Below are 21436 nucleotides of genomic sequence, written 5' to 3'. Positions count from 1 at the left end.
CGATTTTAAACATTGCCCTTCAGAAGTTGCAGAGCTGGCTTCCATGTCGATGGAGTTAATATCCATGGATAACTGGGACGTATTTTTTGATAACGAGGAAGATTTAAAACGCGCCAAACGCGATCAGCTGATTGATGTATTGAAAACACTGCCATGGGTAGCGGTGGTCGATCAGTTCCAGCACTGGATATATACCAACCCCGACCATTTAGCATCAGAACGAGCTGAAGCCTGGTTAAAGATTTATGAGCCATTTGGCGCGGGCTTTGCCAGCTGGAACGGATTAGAAGAAGCCGAGGCTAACTTATGGCAAAAGCAGCTGCATATATTCGAAATTCCGTTTTATTACATTGAATACGGCATGGCACAGTTAGGCGCAATTGCCGTTTGGAAAAACTATAAAGAAAACCCCGAAAAAGCCTTACAACAATACCTTGACGCACTAAAATTAGGATACACCAAAACTATCAAAGAGATATATGAAACCGCCGGAATCAAGTTTGATTTTAGTGCCGCTTATGTAAAAGAATTGGCCGCCTTTGTTAAGGCAGAAATAGAGAAATTGTAAAATATTTTAAGCCTTAGAAGTTTTTGAACGCTATAAAAGTCCCCTATTCCATTTAGGGGACTTTAAAAATTTCCTATTTTCGGCCCAGTATATCCAGAAAATGGTAAGTACCACCCCTATTGCCGAACCGGCGGTTACATCTTCAAAAAAATGCTGACTCAGGTACATTCGCGAATAGCCAACCAATATGGCAATTAATAAAAGCGGCAATCCCCATAGCTTATTTTTACACCAGTAAGCCAGTAGCAAGGCTGTTGAAAAAGCCGTTACCGTATGGCCGGATGGGAAACTCCCTAAACTTAACTGATCAATACCTTTAACAAAATGTATACGCAAAAGCTGATCGTGAAAATACAGTTTAGGTCTGGGGGCATTAACAATATGTTTAATTATTTGGGCCGATATGGATGTAATGGCATAAGCGCCTGCCAGTAAAAAAGCTTTCCGGTAGCTAAAAAAAAGCAAAATAGCGACCAATAAAATTGTTGTCCAACCATTCCCCAGATCAGTAACGTAGGGGGCCACCCAATCGCCAAAATCACTAAATTTTGTATTTACGGCATAATAAATTTCTTCCCGGCTATAAGTGAGCTTAATAATTAAACAAATAGCTATCAGGATTAGATAGGGTATAAAAAAAAATCTTAGTTTGTATAAAATAGCCTTTATTCCGATATTCATGGGTGCAAAGTAAGCATATACTTATATCACTGCAAAAAAATGGCTATGTTTGGTTTCAGGACAATAAATTTAAATGGCAAGAAATCTATTCCGCAAAAAATCAATTGAAAAAATAGTTGCAGATGCTGCCGCCGGCCTTGATGATGGCCACGGAGTATCATTAAATAAAGTTTTGGGCGTGCGAGACCTTACCGCCCTGGGTATTGCCGCAGTTATAGGCGCCGGTATTTTTAGCACGGTAGGCAAAGCCTGTTTTGATGGCGGCCCGGGTGTTATTTTTTTATTTATGATATGCGCCGTAGCTTGCGCTTTTTCGGCACTTTGCTATGCAGAATTTGCTTCACGTATCCCCATGTCGGGCAGTGCATATACCTATTCATACGCCGCATTTGGCGAGATCATTGCCTGGATAATTGGCTGGGACCTGGTGATGGAATATGCGGTAGGTAATATAACCGTAGCTATTTCATGGTCTGGTAACCTTACCAGCTTTTTACATAATATTGGCCTGCATATTCCAGACTTTTTATGCACCAGCTTTTTCGAAGTAAAAAACGGGAATACCCAGTATTTAGAAAAAATAGCCGGGCATGATATGGCTGGCGCGGCAGATTTTTTAAACCTGCACAATATCTGGATTAATGCGCCACACATTGGTTCGGTCCCTTTTATTATAAATATTCCTGCCTTAGCTATTACTGTTTTTATTACCTACCTGGTTTATGTTGGCATTAAAGAATCAAGGCGAGCCAGCAACCTCATGGTATTGTTTAAACTATTAGTAGTTGTTGCTGTAATTGCAGTAGGTTTTTATTATGTAAACCCAGCAAACTGGGTGCCGTTTTTGCCTAATAAATTTGCCGGGGTAATGAAAGGGGTTTCGGCGGTATTCTTTGCCTATATTGGTTTTGATGCCATATCAACCACTGCCGAAGAGTGTAAAAACCCACAAAGAGATTTACCGCGAGGCATGTTTTACTCCCTGATAATTTGTACCATATTATATATTTTAATAGCGCTTGTGCTTACCGGCATGGTTAACTATTCAAAACTTAATACCAGCGATTTTTTGGCTAACGCTTTTAACGAACGCGGCTTAAATATATTTGGCGGTATTATAGCGTTAAGCGCGGTTGTGGCAACTACATCGGTGCTGCTGGTGTTCCAGATAGGGCAGCCGCGTATTTGGATGAGCATGAGCCGCGACGGCTTATTACCACCACGATTTTCCAGATTACACCCCAAATATCATACACCATCATTTGCAACAATAATTACCGGTTTGGTAGTAGGCATTCCATCTCTTTTTCTCGACTCGGCAATAGTAACCGACTTATGCAGTATTGGCACCCTGTTTGCGTTTGTATTGGTATGCGGGGGCATTTTAATACTGCCACGCACAGATAAGCATTCAGGCAAATTCAGAGTACCTTACATCAACGGAAAATACCTTGTTCCATTAATTTTGGTAGCTGCTGTTATATTTGTACAAATACAATTTCCTTATTTCTTTAAAAATTTCTTTGGGCTTATAGATGCGGGCCAGCCAAACTTATCAAAAGCGGCAGTGTTGCATGAAAGGATACCTTATTTTGCCTTCACTTTGCTTGTTTTAGCTATTACTGTAGCAGGCTTTATTAAAAACTATTCTTTAATACCGGTACTTGGGTTAATATCCTGCTTTTACTTAATGACAGAGTTAGGTACAACTAACTGGCTGCGCTTTATAATATGGCTAATTATAGGCTTGATTGTTTACTTTACTTACAGTTACAACAACAGCAAACTGGGCAAGGAAGCACATAGTTAAAACCGCATGAACTATATCGAAACTATTGGTTTAACGGCCGCGTTTAGCACTACAGTTTCTTTTCTGCCGCAGGCTATTAAAACTATTCGCACTAAAGATACCTCGGGTATATCATTATCAATGTACGCGGTATTTACTACTGGCACTTTTTTGTGGTTAATATATGGCATTCTTAGCCCCAGCCTGCCTGTGGCGCTGGCCAATGCGGTAACCTTTTTATTTGCAGGGATAATTTTGATCTATAAGATCAGGTATAAATAGCAATTTTAAAATAGCTATATATTACATAATAATTAAAACACTTAGGTGTATTATCAGTTGTAGTTTATAACTTTTAACACCTTATTTATGACAAGTTTATACTTTCTTTTTTCCGTAGCATTATCTGTTTTATTTTTATCCTTTAATTTTAATATAGCTAAGCAACTAAAAATTTTAATCCTTTTTAGTTTATTAATAATTTCGTCATCCTGTGTATTTGCACAAAGCGCTACACCCATAGATACAATTAAACCCGGCAATGGCCCTGTCAAAGAACAGCTGAAAGATATTAAGGCAGCAAAAAAAACAATTACCGACTCCATAGGTAATGAACCCAAAAAAAACCCGCTTATTGATACCACTATTAAAAATAAGTATGGCGATCTTTTAAATGATGATATAAACTTTAATAAAAAATATCCGTTGTGGAAACCTCTTGTACAGGTTGTGGGTATTAATGTATTTACATGGTCATTAGACAGATTTGTGCTTAACGAAGATTTTTCGCACATAGGCCCAACAACCTGGAAATATAATATACAAAAAGGCTGGGAATGGGACGCCGACAGGTTCGGTATAAACTTTATAGGCCATCCTTATACAGGTTCAATGTATTTTAATGCAGCACGTTCGCAGGGATATAGTTATGCTCAATCTATTCCCTTTGCTGTTGTAGGTAGTGTAATGTGGGAATATTTTGGTGAAAATTCACGCCCATCCTATAATGATGTTATCAACACACCCCTTAACGGAGCATTTCTTGGGGAAATATTTTACCGCTTAAGTTCAAATATTTTAGACGACCGTACCAGGGGAAGTGAAAGGGTTTTTCGTGAAATAGCGGCCGGCTTGGTTGATCCTGTCCGCGGACTAAACAGACTTTTACAGGGAAAATCTTTTAGGCGAACTACAAAAGAGGTATACCAAAAAGAACCTCTTAATATTACCATATTTGCCGGTTTACATAAAATAAACGACGATAATAGCACAATATTTGGCAAAGGCCCTACCGAGGCCTTAATAAATGTGCAGTTTGATTATGGAAACCCGTTTGAAGAGCGTTACCGCAAACCTTTTGATTTTTTCAGACTGCGTACAGAATTTAGTTTCGGATCCGGAAGAAAGCTTCTGGATAACCTTACCGGTTACGGAATTTTATTGGGCGATAATACAAGTGTTAAAACTGATTATGGTAAATTCTCTGTATTATATGGCCTTTTCCAATATGATGATTACTGGGATAATAAAACCTTCGAATTAGGAGCACTTGGTGTTGGTGGCGGTGTATTTACAAAATATCCAATTAGTAAAACTGTAAATCTTTATACAAATGCACATTTTGCTTTAGTGCCTTTGGCCGGCAATAGCACACGCTTTGGCCCAGATACATCACAGGTTAGAGATTATACATATAATAATGGACTGGAAGCTAAATTTGAAACTACGCTTAATGTAGGAAAAGCCTTAAGCGCATCTTTTATATATTATTATTTCTTCCTTCATACGTATGTAGGTACTCCCGGCAATAATAACATAAGTATTTTGAAGCCCAGAATTACAGTAGAAATAGCAAAAAACATAAGCCTTGGTTTTGAACACTTTATATATTATGATGACCGCTATTTAAAAAATATCCCCGGCATATATTCAGTAAGAACTGAACAAAAAATATTTGTATCCTGGTTTTTGGAAGACCAGCAACGCAAGGGCCGTTATAACTAAACAAGCAATTGTATAGGGTAAAATCTGCCAATGACAAAAACGAATTTTGTTTCACGCGAGTATGAAACAAATGAAACAAAGTTTTTAGTTAATTAATTGTTTATGAGGCAATTGCTAAAAAGTAATGAAACAAAATGTAACAACTTATTCGTCGGTATTTTTAGGCATGATCTTAAGTTTGCTCATTGATAATCAAACAAATTGCTAATTTAAGAGTGGTGAAACAAAGTATTTGAAACAAGATGAAACAAAATCACTGACTATATAATGCCAACATTATATCAGATGCCTGAAGTTTACAACACACGAAAGCTTGCGTTAAGAATGATTACCAAACAGCTAATTTAGTACCTTTTTCAATGCGGTTATTTGCACACACTAATATGGTTACTCAAAAGGGCGTTTTATAAATCCATAGCAAATGATAATGCCCCTGTACCATCCTGGTAGGTAGGCATAACCATAACTTTTTTGCCGGTTTTACCGTCGGTATGTGTTAGCCAGTTGCGGATATAGGGATATACCAGATAAGACAATTTAGTTGAAAGGATACCATAACCGGCGCCGGCAACAACATCACTAAACCAATGATCGCGGTTATAGAGCCTAAATACGCCAGTAGTAGCGGCAAAAGTATAGCCAATGATTCCATATACAGATGATTTACCGGAGTACTCCTGCGCCATAAATTCAGCCGCCATAAACGCGGTGGCCGTATGCCCGGATGGGAAAGATAAATAATCCTCATTATTAGGTCGTAAGCGATGGGTTAGATGTTTGGTGGCATAGCCTGTTACACCTAATATTCCGGCTGATAGGCCAAGTAAAGCGGTACGGTCAATAAAAGTATTTTTACCAGAAACACCTGCGAGATTTAAGCCATAAACTATTATGATAGGAGCAAACTGGAAATAGCTTTCTGCCACTGTGTGGAAATTAGGATCAGTTTTTGCAATCTCAGTATGAATGGAGTAATCTAATTGGCGAATAGGATGAAATACAAATGATAGAGCGCCGTAGGCCACCAAGCCTGCCGGAGGTATAAGCGCCCATGTTTTACTGTGTAAATGTTTTACGGTATCAGGAGCAGTTAAAAGATCCTTTTTAATAGTATCTCCAATTTTTTGCGCATTGGCCTGATACGAAATAATAAAAAACAATGCAACTAATATCTTCTTCATATTATAACCGGTGTAGATTACAAACCTATTTTTACAATCTGTATTAATATTGAAGTAATATTACTTTAAATTGTTTTTAATAATTATTTAATACGGGTAATTTCAACTGTTTCCGGGGCGGCCAGCATCAGCGGCACTTTCTCTACGGTAACAAAGCTCAAGTCAAGCCCGAAACCACGTTCTTCCGATAAACTTATCTTTTTAAGATATACATAAAAAGCCATGATAAAACTCTCATAAAACGACAGGTTATGTGAGCGGGAAAGCACTTTTTCAATAACAACAAACCTAAAATCGCCTACAATTTTATGCTTATTTAATGATTTATAACTGCTGGTAATATCAACTTCGCCATTTTTAACCAGATCCTCAACTACTCTTCTAAACAATAAATTTATTTGCTGCTCAATACGGAAACCCAGTTTAAAATCTATTCTTATCAGCTTATTGGGTACCAATACATCTACTTCATATTCCTTTTTATAAGGCTCATCCATAACATCAACATGTACCAACCAGTAAACATCGGCGCGCTTTGGCTGCTTCTGTAAAATAGAGTAAACAATTTTAGATTCAACTTCCGAATTAAAGTTAGCGCTGGTTAAATAAACAAGCTGCGATGCGTATTTGGGCACCGTTTCATCATCGCTTAGTTCTTTAATTATGCCGTAATAATCTTCTATCTCAATAAATTTAACATAACGGTTCCTGATTTTTCGGGCTGTATGCCAGCTCCACATAATAGAGAACAGGAATGAGCCTATTGATAAGGTGAACCAGCCGCCATCAACAAATTTACCAAGGTTACCCCACAAGAAAGTACCTTCAATTAACAGGTACATTATAAGGAAGGTATTTACAATATAATCCGGCAGTTTTTTACGTTTCAGGAATTTAGATACTAATATGGTTGTCATTAGCATGGCTACGGTAATACTTAAGCCGTAAGCCGCCTCCATCTTATCAGAATGTTTAAATAATAACACTACGCCAATACAGCCGGCACATAGCAGCCAGTTAACGCTTGGCACATATAGCTGACCCTTTTGCTCGGTTGGATAATTTATTCTAACCTTGGGCCATAAATTTAATCTTACTGCTTCGGCAATTAGTGTAAATGAACCCGATATAAGCGCCTGGCTGGCAATAATAGCAGCCACAGTTGCTATACCTATACCATACATCAAAAACCACTCTGGCATTATTTTATAAAAGGGGTTTTGCAGGTTAAGGTTAACTATTTGCCCGTTACGTTGTAATAACCAAACTGCCTGGCCCAGGTAATTAATAACTAAGCAGGTTTTAACATATATCCAGCTCATTTGAATATTTAAACGGCCGCAATGCCCCAGGTCTGAATATAACGCTTCGGCTCCTGTAGTACATAAAAACACAGCACCTAAAATAGCGAAAGCATTGGGGTTACTGCTTAAAAGTTCATAAGCATAATATGGATTTAAAGCCCTTATCACAGACGGAGCCTGAGCTACAAAAAACACGCCTAATAGTCCCATCATGGTAAACCATATAAACATTATTGGCCCAAAAGCCTTGCCTACTAATGATGTGCCAAACTGCTGTATAATGAATAGTGCAGCTATAATTATAATAACTATCGGCACAGTGTGTAAATGCGGATAATAGGTGTGTAAACCTTCAATAGCTGCTGATATTGTAATAGGTGGTGTAATAATACCGTCGGCAAGCAAAGCGCAGCCACCAACCACGGCCGGTACTATAAGCCACTTTGCCTTACGGCGTACTAAAGAAAAGAGGGAGAAAATACCACCTTCGCCTTTATTATCGGCACGCAAGGTTATTACTACATATTTTAAGGTAGTTTGCAGGGTAAGTGTCCAAAAAATACAGGAAACCCCTCCAAGAATTAAAATATCAGAAATACGTTGGGTACCAACTATTGCTTTGAAAACATATAATGGAGATGTACCTATATCCCCATAAATTATTCCTAAACTGATGAGAAGGCCTGCGCCCGTCAGTTTCTGCAGATCTTTGTGATTTGACACTAATATTTATTTAAAACGCACAAAAATATTAAAATTTTTGGTTTGTAACTTAAAAATCACGCAAGCGTATAACTAAACAAATCGTTAACTTAGAACACGGTTTGTTAAATTTTGTTAAAACAAGTAACAAAAGCATCAATTTTGCTATTGATGCCTGCTTTATTCATACTTTTGTACAGATAACTAAAACATGCGGCGAATTTTTACTTACACTAATTCATGGATAATAATAATTGCGATGGCAATATTCATGAACTATGCCTTTGCTGCAGCTGCTATATTACCCCAACACGATACTACCACCTATTTTTTTAGCAAGAAAAAAACTAAAAAAGGCATTCTGTCGTTATCTATTCCACCTATAAAGCCGGGAATTTATTCGACTACAAAGGTGAATGTGCCCAGACTGGATGACAAACTTATAAGCAATGTTGAGGTTTATCCTAACCCTATAACAGATCAGATCAACTTAAAATATATGATATCCAGAAATACTAATGTAACCATAAAAATGGTTGATGTATTAGGTAATGATGTTATAACGTTGTTTTCTCAAAGAGTTGATCCGGGCGAGCAAATTTTGAGCCGCCAATTAAACAATAAGCTAAACAGGGGATTTTATTTTATTCGCGTTATTGCCGGTACCGAATCGATAATTAAGCGGATATCTGTGTTATAAGGCAATTAGTGAATGAGGGATTGAATTAGTAAATAAATATGCTCTTAACGCATAATTTTCAATTACTAAATTTTTATTTTAATCCATTTATTTGCATATTCAAAAAATATTCATTCAATCACTAATTCACTCATTATTCACATGAAAATTATTGCCATTGGCCGCAACTATGCCGAACACGCCAAAGAACTAAATAACCCGGTACCTACCATCCCGGTAATATTTATGAAACCTGATACCGCCTTATTAAAAGATAATAAGCCATTTTACCATCCTGATTTTTCTGAAGATGTACACCACGAAATAGAGGTTGTATTAAAGATAAGTAAAGAAGGCAAGCACATCGACGAAAAATTTGCTGCAGGATATTATGACGAAGTTGCACTGGGTGTAGATTTTACCGCACGCGATATTCAATCACGACACAAAGAAAAGGGCTTGCCTTGGGAGCTGGCTAAAGCCTTTGATAACTCTGCCCCTATAAGTAATTTTCTGCCAAAAGCCCAATTCAAAAACATTTACGATCTTAATTTCCACTTGGATGTTAACGGCGAAAGCAGGCAAATTGGCAACACGAAAAATTTGCTCTTCTCTTTTGAATATATAATTGCCTTTGTTTCCAGGTATATCACCCTAAAAAAAGGCGACCTGATATTTACCGGTACCCCGCAGGGTGTTGCAAAAGTAAACGTTGGCGATAGGCTGGAAGGCTATTTGGAAGATCAGAAGTTGCTGGACTTTTATATAAAATAAAAATCGTTATCAGCCTGTCGAATATGCGCGAGGGCCTTGCACTCATGGTTCGACAGGCTGCCAATGATAAAAATGGATTTTGTTTCACACTTATGGTGAAACAAAAGTTACTCCGGCTTAGACATTGACGGAGGTACTGCATCCGGCGAACTGCCCCATTGCTTATTAGGCCTTGGGCCCATATTTAGTACAAGTGTTCCGCCCTTCATCAGGGTTGCATGATCGAACCACGGTTTATTAAGAGGCTCACCGTTTAAAGTGGCCGATTGAACGTATTTGTTTTGTGCCGATACATTTTTTGCTTCAATCACAAAAGTCTTTTTATTGCCCAAAGTAATGGTCGATTTTGAAAATATCGGGCTACCGATAAGCCATATAGGGTAACTTGGAATCATTGGGTCGGAGTAAATGCCCATTGCACTGTTTACATAAAAGTGAGACAGCAAGCCGGTGTCTTCATCCCCGCACATGCCCAACGGATTTGCACTATACCATACATCCATAATTTCGCGCACACGTTTTTGCGTTTTCCATGGTTCGCCCGAGTAGTTGTACAGGTAAGGTATATTCCGTGAGAATTCATTGCCGTGTGCATAATTTCCAATTAAACCTGTCATATCAGGGAACAGGTCAAGGAACTTATACTTTGATGTTTTATATTGTTCTACAAAAAGTGCGTCGAGCTTATTGTTAAAATTATCTTTTCCCCCAATTAAATTCATCAGGCCCTGTACATCATGGCTAACGTAAAAAGTATATATCCAGCTATTCATTTCAGCAAAATAGTCCCTTCCACCTTGCCCGCCTCCTAATTTAGGATCAAAAGGAGTTACCCATTTACCATCCTCTGTTTTAGGCGACATAAAACCAGTTTCTTTATTAAATACGTTCTGGTAATCATGAGCGTGTTTCATAAAGTACTCATAATCGTCAGTCTTGCCTAAGCCTTTTGCAACCTGTGCAATGCACCAGGCCTCGTACGAAGCCTGTAACGTAACAGTAACTGACTGTCGTTTTTCAGACGGGTGAACTTCCTTGATCCACTCTTGTTGGCCGGGTGCCAATGACGGGAAAAATCCGTTTTTAACATAAAAGCTATCCAGGTGTGTAGCAGGCCCTTTCCGCCACGGCAATTTGGTCGATCCCAAAAAATCTTCCTTCATATTGGCGTAAGCCCTTTCCACATCAAAATTCCGGATACCATGCAGATACAGATCTGCCACGTTAACCAAACTGGTATGCTGAAACATACCACCTTGCCCGATAACAGCCGGATATAGTTGGCTTTTTTCTAATGAGGCATATCTTTGTGATCTTTCAGCTATTTTATCATCCCTGAGTTTCATCCGGCCCTCAAGGCTTTCGCCGCCATTGTTAAAATATATACCTGTGTAAAATATTTTACGCTGAGCTTCTGTACCGCCTTCAACTTTAAACAGATCAAGCGATGCCGCCCATTTGCTTTTTGCATTGTTTTTTACCGCTTCAAAGTTCCATGCAGGGATACCTTTTTCAAGGTTTTGCTTCGCCTGTTCGTTGCTTTCATTAGATACGCCGACCTTTACCTCTATTTGTTCGCCTTTTGATGTGGCATAGTTTGCATAAGCGCCTACGTTAGTACCGTCTTGCATATTTGTACCGGGAAACGCCTTATCGCCACTCCATGAACCGAATGACTTGAATGGCTTGCTGAATTTTGCATAAAAATAATAAGCACGGTTTCCGCTCCCTTCCTGCCATTGGATGGTAGTTTCATCTACTACCTTAAATTTAGCATTACTGCCCAGCAAAATATGCGAATCTGAACTTTGAGGGAAGGTGAACTTAAAGTATGATGCCTGCTCGGCAACTGTATATTCAACATTTATATTATAATCTTCCAATAACAACGAAGCATAGTATGGTGTTACCTTTTCAAAATCATGATCATAGTTTGATGCCATTTTAGCTGGAGTTACTTCAATATTTCCGGTAGTTGCCATGATCCATGAAGAAATTGTTTTTGTTCCATACCTTACCTCATCTCTAAGCGAGAAGCTAAATACCTTATCGGCCAGGTACCTGTCGTAAATTTCGGGCCAGGGGTTTGAGCATATTTTAAGCGAACCCGCGCTGGGTAGTTGAACACTAGGATCTGTTGCTACCAACAGTTGACCAATGCCCCCGATATTAGGATCCACATAATCTAATGCTGTTTTCTGTTTGGTTTGCGCAGACGCTTTTTTGGCTTGTGCAGGCGCTTTTTTTGTTTGTGCCGATGCACAGGTAACAAAAAAAAGAACGCCAACAGATAAATTGATAAACCCTGAAAATTTCATTTTGTTTAATGTTTAGGTTAAAAATATGGTTAAGCTTCTTATCGTTTAAGACTGTTTTAATGGGCAAATACAAACAAAAAGAGACTGTCCTTTAACAGCCTCTTTAAATATAACTCTGATCTTAATTTATACCAACGCCTCGGCCTCTACCCTGTCACGCAGGGCCTTAACATAACCTACACTAAATGGCCAGGCGTTGCCGCCTGCCATGCCTGGTACGTGATCCGGGAACACTACGCCATCAAAATTAACCCGTTTAAGCGCTTTCATGATAGTGTACATATTAGTGTAGCCGCTATCTACAAACGTCTCCACAAAATGCGGTATAGGGCGCTCAATATTACGGAAGTGAACCTTGAATATCTTTTTCTGCGCACCAAAATATTCTACCATCTCCACCGGCGATTTACCTGTAGTATTACCGCCTTCCATCCATGAACCTACGCACAAGCATAAACCCACATTAGGGCTATTGGCAATTTCCATAGCTTTCTTGTATCGCTCAAAATGACTGAAGATACGCGGTACACCGGCCAGTTTCGGTATCGGTGGATCGTCTGGGTGCACACCTATCCGGACATTATTTTCCTCGGCAACAGGGGCCACCTGTTTGATAAAGTAGGTCCAGTTATCCCATAATTCTTCTTCGCTATACTCCCTGCCGTGTGATAGCGGCGGATAATATTTATTTTTGTTCCACCGCCCGCTGTTTACGCCAAACTGGTCAAACGCACGCGCCGAAGCACCGCCGCGCGTGGTCTCGCTCGGCGAGTCCCAAATACCGTTACCCATGTGGGCATAAGTGGTGTAGGTTATGCCCGCCGCGCCTAAGTTGCGCAAGTGTTTTTTATATTCTTCTACCTTGGCATCACGTCCGGGCAGGTTCAATACTATCTTGTCCTGATTATGCACGGCACCGTTACCCAAGCCATACACGTTTATGCCTTGCTCGGCAAAATGCAGCCTGGTACCCTTATAAAATTCAGCATTATCATTTGGCGGATCGGTCCATACGGTAACATCCTCCAGTCCCATTTGCTTGTACCAGGTCATGGTATTTACATTGGCGCGGGCATTAGGCTGCATCACTATGCGCATGGTTGATTTTTTGCCCGGCTGTGCCAGTAGGGTTTCCATCCTGTCTCTAAATTCGGCATCGCTTATGCCGGCTGATGCGGTACCCAGTCCGGCTGCCGACACTGCTGCCAGCGCGATACTTTTCTTTATAAAATCTCTGCGGTTATCGCTCATGATCTTTAATTTTTTCTCTTTTGATTTAATTCTTTAGGCAATAGCCGCTTCTTCTTCTACCCTGTCGCGCAGGCATTTGGTGTAGCCAATGGTCCAGGCCAGGCTCGGGTCGTAAGCTTCATTGGCTTTTCCGCCCACCTGTGTTATCATCTGCGGAATGTTATCGGCAATAAGCACCCCATCAAAATTTACCTTCTTCAGGGCCTTCATCACTTTATACATATCTATATTTCCGCCGTCTACAAAAGTTTTGGTAAATACCGCCGAACCATCAATATTGCTTACCCGTACCTTGAACAGTTTATTCTGTTTACCAAAATAATCTATCATGCCTGCGGCATCCTTGCCCAGTTTATTGCCGCCTTCGGCCCAGGTACCTACGCTAAGGCAAAGGCCCACGTTAGGGCTTTTAGCCAGTTCGATAGCATGTTTATAGCCATCAAAACTGCTAAACAGGCGCGGTACACCAGCCAGTTTAGGCACCGGCGGATCGTCCGGCAATATGCCTATCCTTACATTGCTTTCTTTGGCTACGGGGGCAACCGCCTTGATAAAATACTCAAAGTTGGCCCACATTTCTTTCAGGGTATATTCCCTGCCGTGCGATAGCGGGCCGGTATATTTCTTATCGCCCCACTGCCCCCAGCTTTCGCCACCGGGGTTATAGCTGCGGGCAACAGCGCCCGAGCGTGCAACACCATCGGCCGAGCTCCATACACCATTACCCATGTGGGCATAAGTAGTATAGGTGATGCCCGCCTTACCCAAAGCGCGCAGGTGTTGCTTATACAGCTCTATCCTTTCATCACGGCCAGGCATATTTAAAACTATCTTCTCATCATTAAGCAGCGAGTTGTTGTTAAGGCCATATACTTCTAATCCCGCATCGCCAAAATACTTTTTGCGGTCGGCATAGTAATCGGGTCCCTTGGTGTCATCGGGCCAAAGTATAATGTGCTTTACGCCCATCTGCTTGTAAAAGCTTAATTGTTGGGCGGTAGCTTCTGTGGGTGCCTGTACGGCTACCCTAATGGTCGACTTAGCCATCAGCTCCTGCAAGGCGTCGCCGCTTACATTTTTCCCCGGGGGAGCAATAGCAGGTGTAGCGGCTGTAGCGGCACCAATACTGCCTACAGATACCGCTGCCACAGATACGCCGGCTTTTCTGATAAAATCTCTGCGATTCTCTTTCATGAAATGTATTATTAAGCTAAAATTGGTCAATAACGGCACGAGGGCTCGTTGCCCATAAATGCGTTGTTCAATATTAGGTAATTATAGGGTGCGCAGGTATATATTTTCGGTAAATTGATTGTTACAAGTGCGGACTATGATTTTTAGGACTATTAAGAATGGTAGGATTAATACACGGCATATCAGGCGCTTGTGCCCGTTCATCCCAATTTACCCCACTTTCATCCCATTTATTTTAGTGGTTGATATCAGCGTGTTACCTTGCGGCATAATTAAACCTGGCACACATGAAAGATCTGTTAAAAAAGCCTATTACTTTTGAGAAGGGTGAATTTTGGATAGCCACCGCCGTATATGTTTTCTCGGTATATATCCTGGCCTATAACATGTTGGTGCTTACCAATACAGGCTATGTACATACACCTAATATTGCGCTTTTTTCGGGGATGCATATGCCTTACTCGCATGTAAAATTCTATTTCATTCCGCAATTTATTGATAATACAGTTTATTATTGCGCTTTCCTGGGGCTTAACTTTTTTATTGTACCAGCTATCGTAGGCAATAATCGCGTGGTGCTTAATATCATCCTGCTGCTGCTGATATTTGCGCTCATGGTAATTATATTGGGGACTGCCGATACCTGGAGCAAATCCTATTTGTTCTATAAGCATTCTGAAAACTATGTATATCGCCGGGTTTTTAAAGAAGAGTTTATATGGTGCGTTTGGGCATTTATGATATTAGGGTTCTACACCATAATTAAGCACCTAACCAAATATTCGTTTAAAAACTTCTATGTTATATCAGAGTCTGACCGGCTTACCCGTGAGTGTGTTGCCGCATTAGGCATGTGGCTGCTCAGTGTATTTTTCCAGCTGGTAACGGGTGCTGGCTGGCAGCCTATCCTTATTTGGTCTGAAGTGGTATTATTTGCTATTGGTCTGTACTGGTATTCGTTTCATAATATTATACCGCGTGTAGTAGCTGATGGGTTACCGTTTAAAGCTTTTTTTCTGAAGATACTTACCATATTAGCCATTGCTTTTTTCCCGGTTGCATTATTAATGTCCGGCATATTCCACAGGTTAGAGGCTCCTATAATTATTACGCTTTTTAATGTAGGTGTTGGTGTATTTATAGTATCACCATTAGCCTGGTATTTGTACCGTCAGCGGTTAAGTAAAAATATCGAATTGGTGGGCCTGAAAACCGCCCTGGGCCGCTCATCTGCCAATTTGGATTTTTTACGATCGCAAATTAACCCGCACTTTTTGTTCAACGCGCTTAACACCCTTTACGGTACCGCCTTACAAGAAAATGCCGACCGTACCGGAGGTGGTATACAAAAACTGGGCGACATGATGCGCTTTATGCTACAGGAAAACGTGCAGGAACATATATCATTAATGCGCGAGATTGATTACCTGAATAACTACATCGACCTGCAAAAGCTGCGCACACAAACGTCGCCGGACATTGTGATAAATGCAGAGATTGAGGAATCAATAAACGGCCTGCAAATAGCCCCGATGTTGTTGATACCGTTTGTAGAGAACGCCTTTAAACACGGCATCAGCCTGCGCGAACCATCGCACATAAAAATTACCCTGCAAACCCGTGGCACACAATTGCTTTTTGATGTTTATAACAGCATACACCAAAAACCGGATAACGACCCCGAAAAAAATAAAAGCGGCATAGGGCTTGAAAATGTAAAGCAACGGCTGCAATTGTTATACCCCAAACGGCATGAATTAGTTATCCGCGAAAGCGCTAAAGAATTTTTTATACATCTTACAGTAAATTTGTAACTTTCTATGATATTGATTATCTTATTGTTACTGCTTAATATTGGATGAGAAAGTCAAAAAGATTAAATGAAACACTATGGCATTAAAAGTAAAACCCGATATGCCCTTATCAACCAGAACCAACCTAACTGCAAATAACATAAAGGAGGCTATGGCAGAATTTACAGGCGTAAAAATAATTGAAGCTTTGGAGATCATTCTTAAAGACCTGCCACCGCAACAAAAAGCACAATTAATGGCTAATGTTGATGAGGTGATTGATTTGGTGTTGTAAGCCCGTATGTCAAAAAACATTAACTAAGGTATTATTTATACATTTACCCATATGCTTACCGCCATAGCCATTGACGATGAACCCTTAGCTTTAGAAGTTGTGCGATCGCATGCTGCCAAGGTGCCGTTTTTAAATTTAAGGGCCGGGTTTACCGATGCTTTTAAAGCGATGGAGTTTTTACAGCATGAGCCGGTCGACCTGTTGTTCCTGGATATTAAAATGCCCGATATCAGTGGCATCGACCTGTTAACCTGCCTCAGCAAAAAGCCGCTGGTAATTTTTACTACCGCCTACTCTGAACACGCGGTTGAAAGCTTTGAACTGGATGCTATTGATTACCTGTTAAAGCCCTTTGCCCTGGCGCGTTTTATTAAAGCCTGCAATAAGGCTAACGAAATTTATACTTTACGAGGCAGCACGACCGACAAAAAGGATTACCTTTTTTTAAAAACAGGCTATGAGCAAATAAGGGTAAGCTTTGCCGATATTCACTACCTGGAGGCTACGGGCAATTATGTTAATTTTGTTTTGAGGGATAAAACCATCCTGTCCCGCTTAACCATAACCGAGGCTGAAGCATTGTTACCAACAGACCAATTTATCCGCATTCATCGCTCATTTATTGCTGCTAAAAACAAAATTGATAAGATAGAGCGGCACCAACTGCAAATAAATGGCGCGGTGCTGCCGGTGGGTAGCTCGTATTATCAAAATATTAATTTGGTAAACAAAACAGATCGTTTAGTTTGATTATCCGGGCATACAACTAAGCAAAATAATATTTTGCAACCATCAAATAAAAGTAAATTCCTGCGGTTTTTTTGTTAAACACGCTGTAAATTAGGTAAATTGCACTTCCTGAATTACAAATAAGAAAAAGCCATGACAGAGACGCTGGACATCAAAATCACCAAATCAAGCAAATCCCGTTTAGCAGAAACGGATTTTAGCAACTTAGTTTTCGGCCGTACCTTTACCGACCACATGCTTGTGGCCGATTATGAAGACGGCGAGTGGAAAAATTTCGAAATTCTTCCTTACGGTAATATTTTGGTCAGCCCGGCTATTTCATCACTGCATTATGGTCAATCATTTTTTGAAGGAATAAAAGCCTATAAGCATGCCAATGGCAAAGTATCTATATTTCGCCCGGATAAAAACGCGGTCCGTTTTAATAAATCGGCCGAACGTTTATGTATGCCTACCTTGCCCGAAGATGTATTTTTACAAAGCCTTGCCGCTGTTGTAGATATTGACCGCGATTGGATACCAACCGCTCCCGGTCATTCTTTATACATCAGGCCGTTTATGTTTGCTACCGACCAGTTTTTGGGTGTTACACCATCACAAACCTATAAATACATGGTTTTACTTTGCCCGGTTGGCCCATACTTTACAAAACCATTAAGGGTTAAAATAGAAACCTATTATACCCGCTCTGCCGAAGGTGGCATGGGTTATGCAAAATCATCAGGTAACTACGGTGGTTCTATGCTGCCTGCCCGTAAAGCTACCGAAGAAGGTTTTGATCAATTAATATGGACCGATGCCAAAGAGCATAAATATGTTGAAGAAATGGGTGCCGCCAACGCTATGTTTGTGCTGGATGGCAAACTGATAACTCCAATAGCACAGGATACCATTTTAGATGGCGTAACCCGTGATACAGTTATTACACTGGCCCGCGACTGGGGTTTCCCGGTTGAAGAGCGCAAGGTTGCCGTTGCCGAAATTATTGAAGGTGCTAAAACCGGTAAACTTACTGATGCATTTGGCGCAGGCACCGCGGCTACTATTGCCCCGGTTGGTTCAATAAATTATAACGGCGAAGAATATACATTGATAGACGCTAAAGAAAGAGAATTCTCTCAGAAAGTATTAAAAACCCTTGATGCTATACGGTACGGAAACGCGCCTGATACACACGGGTGGAATTATTTTGTATAGAGATTATGTATAGAGATTGGAGGTTGAAGATTAGAGATTAGGCCTGTTTGGTTAAAGATAGGTTATTGAAGATTAAAGATTAGGCCTGTCAATTAAATAAATACAAAAAAGGTTCCTGTAAATTTGCAGGAACCTTTTTTGTTGAACTATCCAACTAATCTTTAATCACTAATCTTTAATCTTCAATAACCTATCTTCAATAACCAACCTTTAAAAAGCTAATCCACACTAACGGTCAAGCCTTCTTGTTGTAAAATTTTGCGGTATACTTCTACTTCGGTGAATGATCCTTCCAGTACGGCGCATTTACCCTCGTTATGTACTTTCCAGGCTATTCTTTCGGCCTGACTTTCGGTATAATCAAGGTATTTTATCATGCAATGAATTACGTGGTCAAAAGTGTTATGGTCATCATTCCATAAAATAAGGCGATGCATCTCTTTAAATCCTGCCAGTACTTCTTCGAGTGTGAAGGTTTGTTCTTGTGTTTCTGTTGACATGTATAATGACAAAATTACTCAAAAACAATAATAAATAAACCAAAATATTGTTTTAAAGGTAATCTTTCACAATAGTTGTTAACATACAATAACCTACGACCCACTCAAATGAAAAAAAAAATCGCTTTCCTTACCCTTGTTTTTGCTATTCAGTTATTACATGCAAACCTTTGTAACGCTCAAATTACAACCATCAATTTAAAACCCGCACCTGCAAATATTACTATTGATGGCAGTTTAAATGAATGGGGAGACAGCCTTAGCTATTATAATAGCGAAACAGGGCTTAACTATGCGCTTGCCAATGATAAAGACAACCTGTACCTGGTTTTAAAAACCAGTGACCCGGTAGAACAAGGCAAAATTTTGACCTCAGGTATTACTTTAAGTATTGATACAAAAGGTAAAAAGAAATCAACCTATAGCGTTACGTTTCCTGTGCAGGAGGGAATAATCCCACCTTCTGTTACCGGTAACACCCTACAGGAAAAAAAGCTGGAAGCCGGTTTAGCCAAGTTGAAAAAAATAAAGGCTGATGGTTTTAAAGATGTTGAATACGATTTTATAACTCTTGAAAACACTTACGGCTTTAAAATAGCGATTAATTATGATGAACATGGAGCTTTGATATATGAAGAAGCTATCCCGTTATCGCTTTTTCATGCCGATGAATTAAAAAAGAATGAATGGATGTTTAATATTAAAATAAACGGTTTTCAGAAACCTGAAAAAAAGGATGGTGACGATCAGGCCAATAACTCATCAATGGGCGGCGGCGGTCGTGGCGGCCATGGTGGTGGTGGCGGTGGCCGGGGTGGTGCAGGTGGCGGTGGCGGTGGCCGGGGTGGTGCAGGTGGTGATGGCGACGGTGGTGGTGGCGGCGGCCGGGGCGGCCATGGTCGCGGGGCTGCTAACGATGACACTGCTAATAATCCTGCATTTAAATCTGCAGATTTTTGGGGTAAATTTAATTTGGCAAAAACACTTTAAGCCGCATAATTTATGTGATAAATAGATATACATTTTTTAATAATTTAAAAAATGTATATTTACCTAACATAAGCATATCTGGCTTAATTAAACCAATTTATTAAACCTAATCACTAAGCAATGAAAACCACTTGCTCTTACCTTCTTTGCGCTACAGCGGTGCAATTATTCACAATAAGTATATGCAATGCCCAAACACTGGCTTTAAATACTGCACCTGCCGGTGTAGCTATTGATGGCAACAGTAAAGAATGGGGCGATAAAATGACTTATACCGATGTTAAAACAAAAATTGACTATACGCTTACTAATGATAAGGATAATCTTTACCTGGTTGTAAGAACAAAAGACGCTACACAACAAAGCAGTATTTTAGGTGCGGGCATTACTTTAAGTATTGATACAAAAGGCAAAAAGAAGTCTTCATATATTGTTACTTTTCCCTCAAGCCCGGCAGACCGTGACCAATCGAGGTACATAGATATGCCGCCGCAAAGGATACAGGGAAATACTGAAATGTCGGCCAAATTTGGCAAAATACACGTTGAAGGCTTTAAAGATATAAGTGAAGAGGAACTATTAGTAGTAAACCCATACAATATTTTAATTGCTATGAGTTATGATGCGGCTAGTGGTTACTTAACTTATGAAGAGGCTATACCATTAGCACTTTTTCATGCAGGCGACCTGGCAACCAAAGAATGGGCATTCAACATTAAATTAAATCCTGTACAAGGCCATGAAAAAGCAGGGCCCAAACTTACCAAAGTTGCCAACACTGCAAAACCAACTGACAAAAGCGCCGGCAAAGATGCGGGCCGCGATGAGTTTTCTAAAAGTGCCAATATTGGCCTGATAGATTTAACAGATGAAGCTGATTTTTGGGGTAAATTTACTTTAGCAAAATAACGCTAAAATTTATTCTTCCACATCATACTTTCAACAGGGCGAGTTGTCGGGTTATTATACTTGGCATCGCCCTTTGTGTTATATAGGGTTTCTATATCACCTTCAACAGCAAAATATATTAGCTGGCCTATAGGCATGCCCGGGTAAATTTTTACCGGTTGCGCACATGATATCTCCAAAGTCCAGGTATTGCAAAAACCAACATCGCCTTTGCCTGCTGTTGCATGTATATCAATACCTAACCGCCCGGTGCTTGATTTTCCTTCTAAAAATGGAACGTGTTTATGCGTTTCGGTATATTCTACAGTTACGCCCAGGTAAAGCGTACCGGGTTGTAAAACAAATCCTTCTTTGGGTATTTCAAAACTATCTATTTCATTGTGCAGTTTGGCATCCAGTACCCTGTCGCGATAAGTAGCAAGGTGTTTACTTAAATGCACATCGTACGAGTTTGTTCCTAAACATTCACGGTTAAACGGCTCAATAATAATATGGCCCTTATCAATTTCTTCAAGTATGCGCTTATCTGATAATATCATTAGACAGGAATGTTTATT

20 protein-coding genes are annotated in these 21436 nt (G+C 40.0%); 12 read left to right on the top strand and 8 right to left on the bottom strand.

Going from position 1 to position 21436, the window contains the following annotated elements; all coding sequences use genetic code 11:
• On the top strand, positions 1 to 568 hold a 568-nt coding region (locus JWP71_RS05790; protein WP_299497891.1), incomplete at its 5' end, for a M3 family metallopeptidase.
• A 30-nt stretch (positions 569 to 598) separates the two neighbouring features.
• Here the strand turns inward: JWP71_RS05790 and JWP71_RS05785 are convergent.
• Positions 599 to 1249, bottom strand: coding sequence for a phosphatase PAP2 family protein (locus JWP71_RS05785; RefSeq protein ID WP_299497890.1), 651 nt, complete (start codon positions 1247 to 1249; stop codon positions 599 to 601).
• Between the two features lie 73 nt (positions 1250 to 1322).
• Between JWP71_RS05785 and JWP71_RS05780 the strand changes: the two genes are divergently transcribed.
• The 3 genes from JWP71_RS05780 to JWP71_RS05770 all read left to right on the top strand — a co-directional run bounded on the left by JWP71_RS05780 (position 1323) and on the right by JWP71_RS05770 (position 5042).
• Entirely contained in the window at positions 1323 to 3059 is a 1737-nt protein-coding gene (locus JWP71_RS05780; RefSeq protein ID WP_299497889.1) for an amino acid permease, read from the top strand.
• 6 nt (positions 3060 to 3065) lie between these two features.
• A complete protein-coding gene (locus JWP71_RS05775) occupies positions 3066 to 3320 on the top strand; it encodes a SemiSWEET transporter (protein ID WP_299497864.1) in 255 nt (84 codons plus the stop codon).
• Positions 3321 to 3407: 87 nt separating this feature from the next.
• On the top strand, positions 3408 to 5042 hold the full coding sequence (locus JWP71_RS05770) for a DUF3943 domain-containing protein (protein WP_299497862.1): 1635 nt from the start codon (positions 3408 to 3410) through the stop codon (positions 5040 to 5042).
• Positions 5043 to 5446: 404 nt separating this feature from the next.
• Here the strand turns inward: JWP71_RS05770 and JWP71_RS05765 are convergent, their stop codons facing one another.
• Together JWP71_RS05765 and JWP71_RS05760 are read right to left on the bottom strand one after the other, a co-directional pair.
• A complete protein-coding gene (locus JWP71_RS05765) occupies positions 5447 to 6223 on the bottom strand; it encodes a phosphatase PAP2 family protein (protein WP_299497860.1) in 777 nt (258 codons plus the stop codon).
• 83 nt (positions 6224 to 6306) lie between these two features.
• Positions 6307 to 8250, bottom strand: a complete 1944-nt coding sequence (locus JWP71_RS05760) for a KUP/HAK/KT family potassium transporter (RefSeq protein WP_299497858.1) — start codon at positions 8248 to 8250, stop codon at positions 6307 to 6309.
• 190 nt (positions 8251 to 8440) lie between these two features.
• On the opposite strand from JWP71_RS05760, the gene JWP71_RS05755 reads away from it, so the two are divergent.
• Together JWP71_RS05755 and JWP71_RS05750 are read left to right on the top strand one after the other, a co-directional pair.
• Positions 8441 to 8929, top strand: a complete 489-nt coding sequence (locus tag JWP71_RS05755; RefSeq protein WP_299497856.1) for a T9SS type A sorting domain-containing protein — start codon at positions 8441 to 8443, stop codon at positions 8927 to 8929.
• A 141-nt stretch (positions 8930 to 9070) separates the two neighbouring features.
• Positions 9071 to 9682 carry a fumarylacetoacetate hydrolase family protein gene (locus tag JWP71_RS05750; protein ID WP_299497854.1) on the top strand — a complete coding sequence of 204 codons (612 nt, stop codon included), beginning with the start codon at positions 9071 to 9073 and terminating at the stop codon, positions 9680 to 9682.
• Positions 9683 to 9789: 107 nt separating this feature from the next.
• Here the strand turns inward: JWP71_RS05750 and JWP71_RS05745 are convergent, their stop codons facing one another.
• The 3 genes from JWP71_RS05745 to JWP71_RS05735 form a co-directional block, all read right to left on the bottom strand.
• A complete protein-coding gene (locus tag JWP71_RS05745) occupies positions 9790 to 12000 on the bottom strand; it encodes a GH92 family glycosyl hydrolase (protein ID WP_299497853.1) in 2211 nt (736 codons plus the stop codon).
• Between the two features lie 126 nt (positions 12001 to 12126).
• On the bottom strand, positions 12127 to 13251 hold the full coding sequence (locus JWP71_RS05740) for a mannonate dehydratase (protein WP_299497852.1): 1125 nt from the start codon (positions 13249 to 13251) through the stop codon (positions 12127 to 12129).
• 33 nt (positions 13252 to 13284) lie between these two features.
• Positions 13285 to 14445: a mannonate dehydratase gene (locus JWP71_RS05735; protein WP_299497850.1), complete on the bottom strand. Its 1161-nt coding sequence runs from the start codon at positions 14443 to 14445 to the stop codon at positions 13285 to 13287.
• A 287-nt stretch (positions 14446 to 14732) separates the two neighbouring features.
• Here JWP71_RS05735 and JWP71_RS05730 point away from each other — a divergent pair, with 287 nt between their 5' ends.
• From JWP71_RS05730 to JWP71_RS05715, 4 genes are all read left to right on the top strand, one after another.
• On the top strand, positions 14733 to 16259 hold the full coding sequence (locus tag JWP71_RS05730; RefSeq protein WP_299497849.1) for a histidine kinase: 1527 nt from the start codon (positions 14733 to 14735) through the stop codon (positions 16257 to 16259).
• A gap of 76 nt (positions 16260 to 16335) precedes the next feature.
• Positions 16336 to 16533, top strand: a complete 198-nt coding sequence (locus tag JWP71_RS05725; RefSeq protein ID WP_299497848.1) for a hypothetical protein — start codon at positions 16336 to 16338, stop codon at positions 16531 to 16533.
• Positions 16534 to 16584: 51 nt separating this feature from the next.
• Positions 16585 to 17283: a LytTR family DNA-binding domain-containing protein gene (locus JWP71_RS05720; protein ID WP_299497846.1), complete on the top strand. Its 699-nt coding sequence runs from the start codon at positions 16585 to 16587 to the stop codon at positions 17281 to 17283.
• Positions 17284 to 17415: 132 nt separating this feature from the next.
• A complete protein-coding gene (locus JWP71_RS05715) occupies positions 17416 to 18480 on the top strand; it encodes a branched-chain amino acid aminotransferase (protein WP_299497844.1) in 1065 nt (354 codons plus the stop codon).
• A 218-nt stretch (positions 18481 to 18698) separates the two neighbouring features.
• Here the strand turns inward: JWP71_RS05715 and JWP71_RS05710 are convergent, their stop codons facing one another.
• A complete protein-coding gene (locus tag JWP71_RS05710; protein ID WP_299497842.1) occupies positions 18699 to 18980 on the bottom strand; it encodes an ATP-dependent Clp protease adaptor ClpS in 282 nt (93 codons plus the stop codon).
• Between the two features lie 108 nt (positions 18981 to 19088).
• Between JWP71_RS05710 and JWP71_RS05705 the strand changes: the two genes are divergently transcribed.
• Together JWP71_RS05705 and JWP71_RS05700 are read left to right on the top strand one after the other, a co-directional pair.
• Entirely contained in the window at positions 19089 to 19970 is an 882-nt protein-coding gene (locus JWP71_RS05705) for a hypothetical protein (protein WP_299497840.1), read from the top strand.
• A gap of 120 nt (positions 19971 to 20090) precedes the next feature.
• Positions 20091 to 20879: a hypothetical protein gene (locus tag JWP71_RS05700; RefSeq protein ID WP_299497838.1), complete on the top strand. Its 789-nt coding sequence runs from the start codon at positions 20091 to 20093 to the stop codon at positions 20877 to 20879.
• 2 nt (positions 20880 to 20881) lie between these two features.
• Here JWP71_RS05700 and dcd read toward each other — a convergent pair whose 3' ends face one another.
• Complete coding sequence (dcd, locus tag JWP71_RS05695) at positions 20882 to 21418, bottom strand: dCTP deaminase (protein ID WP_299497836.1); 537 nt, start codon at positions 21416 to 21418, stop codon at positions 20882 to 20884.
• Between the last annotated feature and the right edge of the window lie 18 nt (positions 21419 to 21436).

It is taken from the genome of Mucilaginibacter sp. (genome assembly GCF_028287845.1).
Classification (GTDB): Bacteria; Bacteroidota; Bacteroidia; order Sphingobacteriales; family Sphingobacteriaceae; genus Mucilaginibacter.
Note: the sequence above shows the minus strand (reverse complement) of the source record. Positions and strands in the feature narration are given on the sequence as shown.

What these genes read in the sequence shown, in the direction of transcription:
- JWP71_RS05755 (WP_299497856.1), top strand. Translation starts at nt 8,441, where the DNA reads ATGCGGCGAATTTTTACTTACACTAATTCATGGATAATAATAATTGCG.
- JWP71_RS05775 (WP_299497864.1), top strand. Translation starts at nt 3,066, where the DNA reads ATGAACTATATCGAAACTATTGGTTTAACGGCCGCGTTTAGCACTACA.
- JWP71_RS05710 (WP_299497842.1), bottom strand. Translation starts at nt 18,980, where the DNA reads ATGTCAACAGAAACACAAGAACAAACCTTCACACTCGAAGAAGTACTG.
- JWP71_RS05720 (WP_299497846.1), top strand. Translation starts at nt 16,585, where the DNA reads ATGCTTACCGCCATAGCCATTGACGATGAACCCTTAGCTTTAGAAGTT.
- JWP71_RS05785 (WP_299497890.1), bottom strand. Translation starts at nt 1,249, where the DNA reads ATGAATATCGGAATAAAGGCTATTTTATACAAACTAAGATTTTTTTTT.
- JWP71_RS05700 (WP_299497838.1), top strand. Translation starts at nt 20,091, where the DNA reads ATGAAAACCACTTGCTCTTACCTTCTTTGCGCTACAGCGGTGCAATTA.
- JWP71_RS05765 (WP_299497860.1), bottom strand. Translation starts at nt 6,223, where the DNA reads ATGAAGAAGATATTAGTTGCATTGTTTTTTATTATTTCGTATCAGGCC.
- JWP71_RS05740 (WP_299497852.1), bottom strand. Translation starts at nt 13,251, where the DNA reads ATGAGCGATAACCGCAGAGATTTTATAAAGAAAAGTATCGCGCTGGCA.
- dcd (WP_299497836.1), bottom strand. Translation starts at nt 21,418, where the DNA reads ATGATATTATCAGATAAGCGCATACTTGAAGAAATTGATAAGGGCCAT.
- JWP71_RS05745 (WP_299497853.1), bottom strand. Translation starts at nt 12,000, where the DNA reads ATGAAATTTTCAGGGTTTATCAATTTATCTGTTGGCGTTCTTTTTTTT.
- JWP71_RS05780 (WP_299497889.1), top strand. Translation starts at nt 1,323, where the DNA reads ATGGCAAGAAATCTATTCCGCAAAAAATCAATTGAAAAAATAGTTGCA.
- JWP71_RS05750 (WP_299497854.1), top strand. Translation starts at nt 9,071, where the DNA reads ATGAAAATTATTGCCATTGGCCGCAACTATGCCGAACACGCCAAAGAA.
- JWP71_RS05735 (WP_299497850.1), bottom strand. Translation starts at nt 14,445, where the DNA reads ATGAAAGAGAATCGCAGAGATTTTATCAGAAAAGCCGGCGTATCTGTG.
- JWP71_RS05730 (WP_299497849.1), top strand. Translation starts at nt 14,733, where the DNA reads ATGAAAGATCTGTTAAAAAAGCCTATTACTTTTGAGAAGGGTGAATTT.
- JWP71_RS05725 (WP_299497848.1), top strand. Translation starts at nt 16,336, where the DNA reads ATGGCATTAAAAGTAAAACCCGATATGCCCTTATCAACCAGAACCAAC.
- JWP71_RS05770 (WP_299497862.1), top strand. Translation starts at nt 3,408, where the DNA reads ATGACAAGTTTATACTTTCTTTTTTCCGTAGCATTATCTGTTTTATTT.
- JWP71_RS05715 (WP_299497844.1), top strand. Translation starts at nt 17,416, where the DNA reads ATGACAGAGACGCTGGACATCAAAATCACCAAATCAAGCAAATCCCGT.
- JWP71_RS05705 (WP_299497840.1), top strand. Translation starts at nt 19,089, where the DNA reads ATGAAAAAAAAAATCGCTTTCCTTACCCTTGTTTTTGCTATTCAGTTA.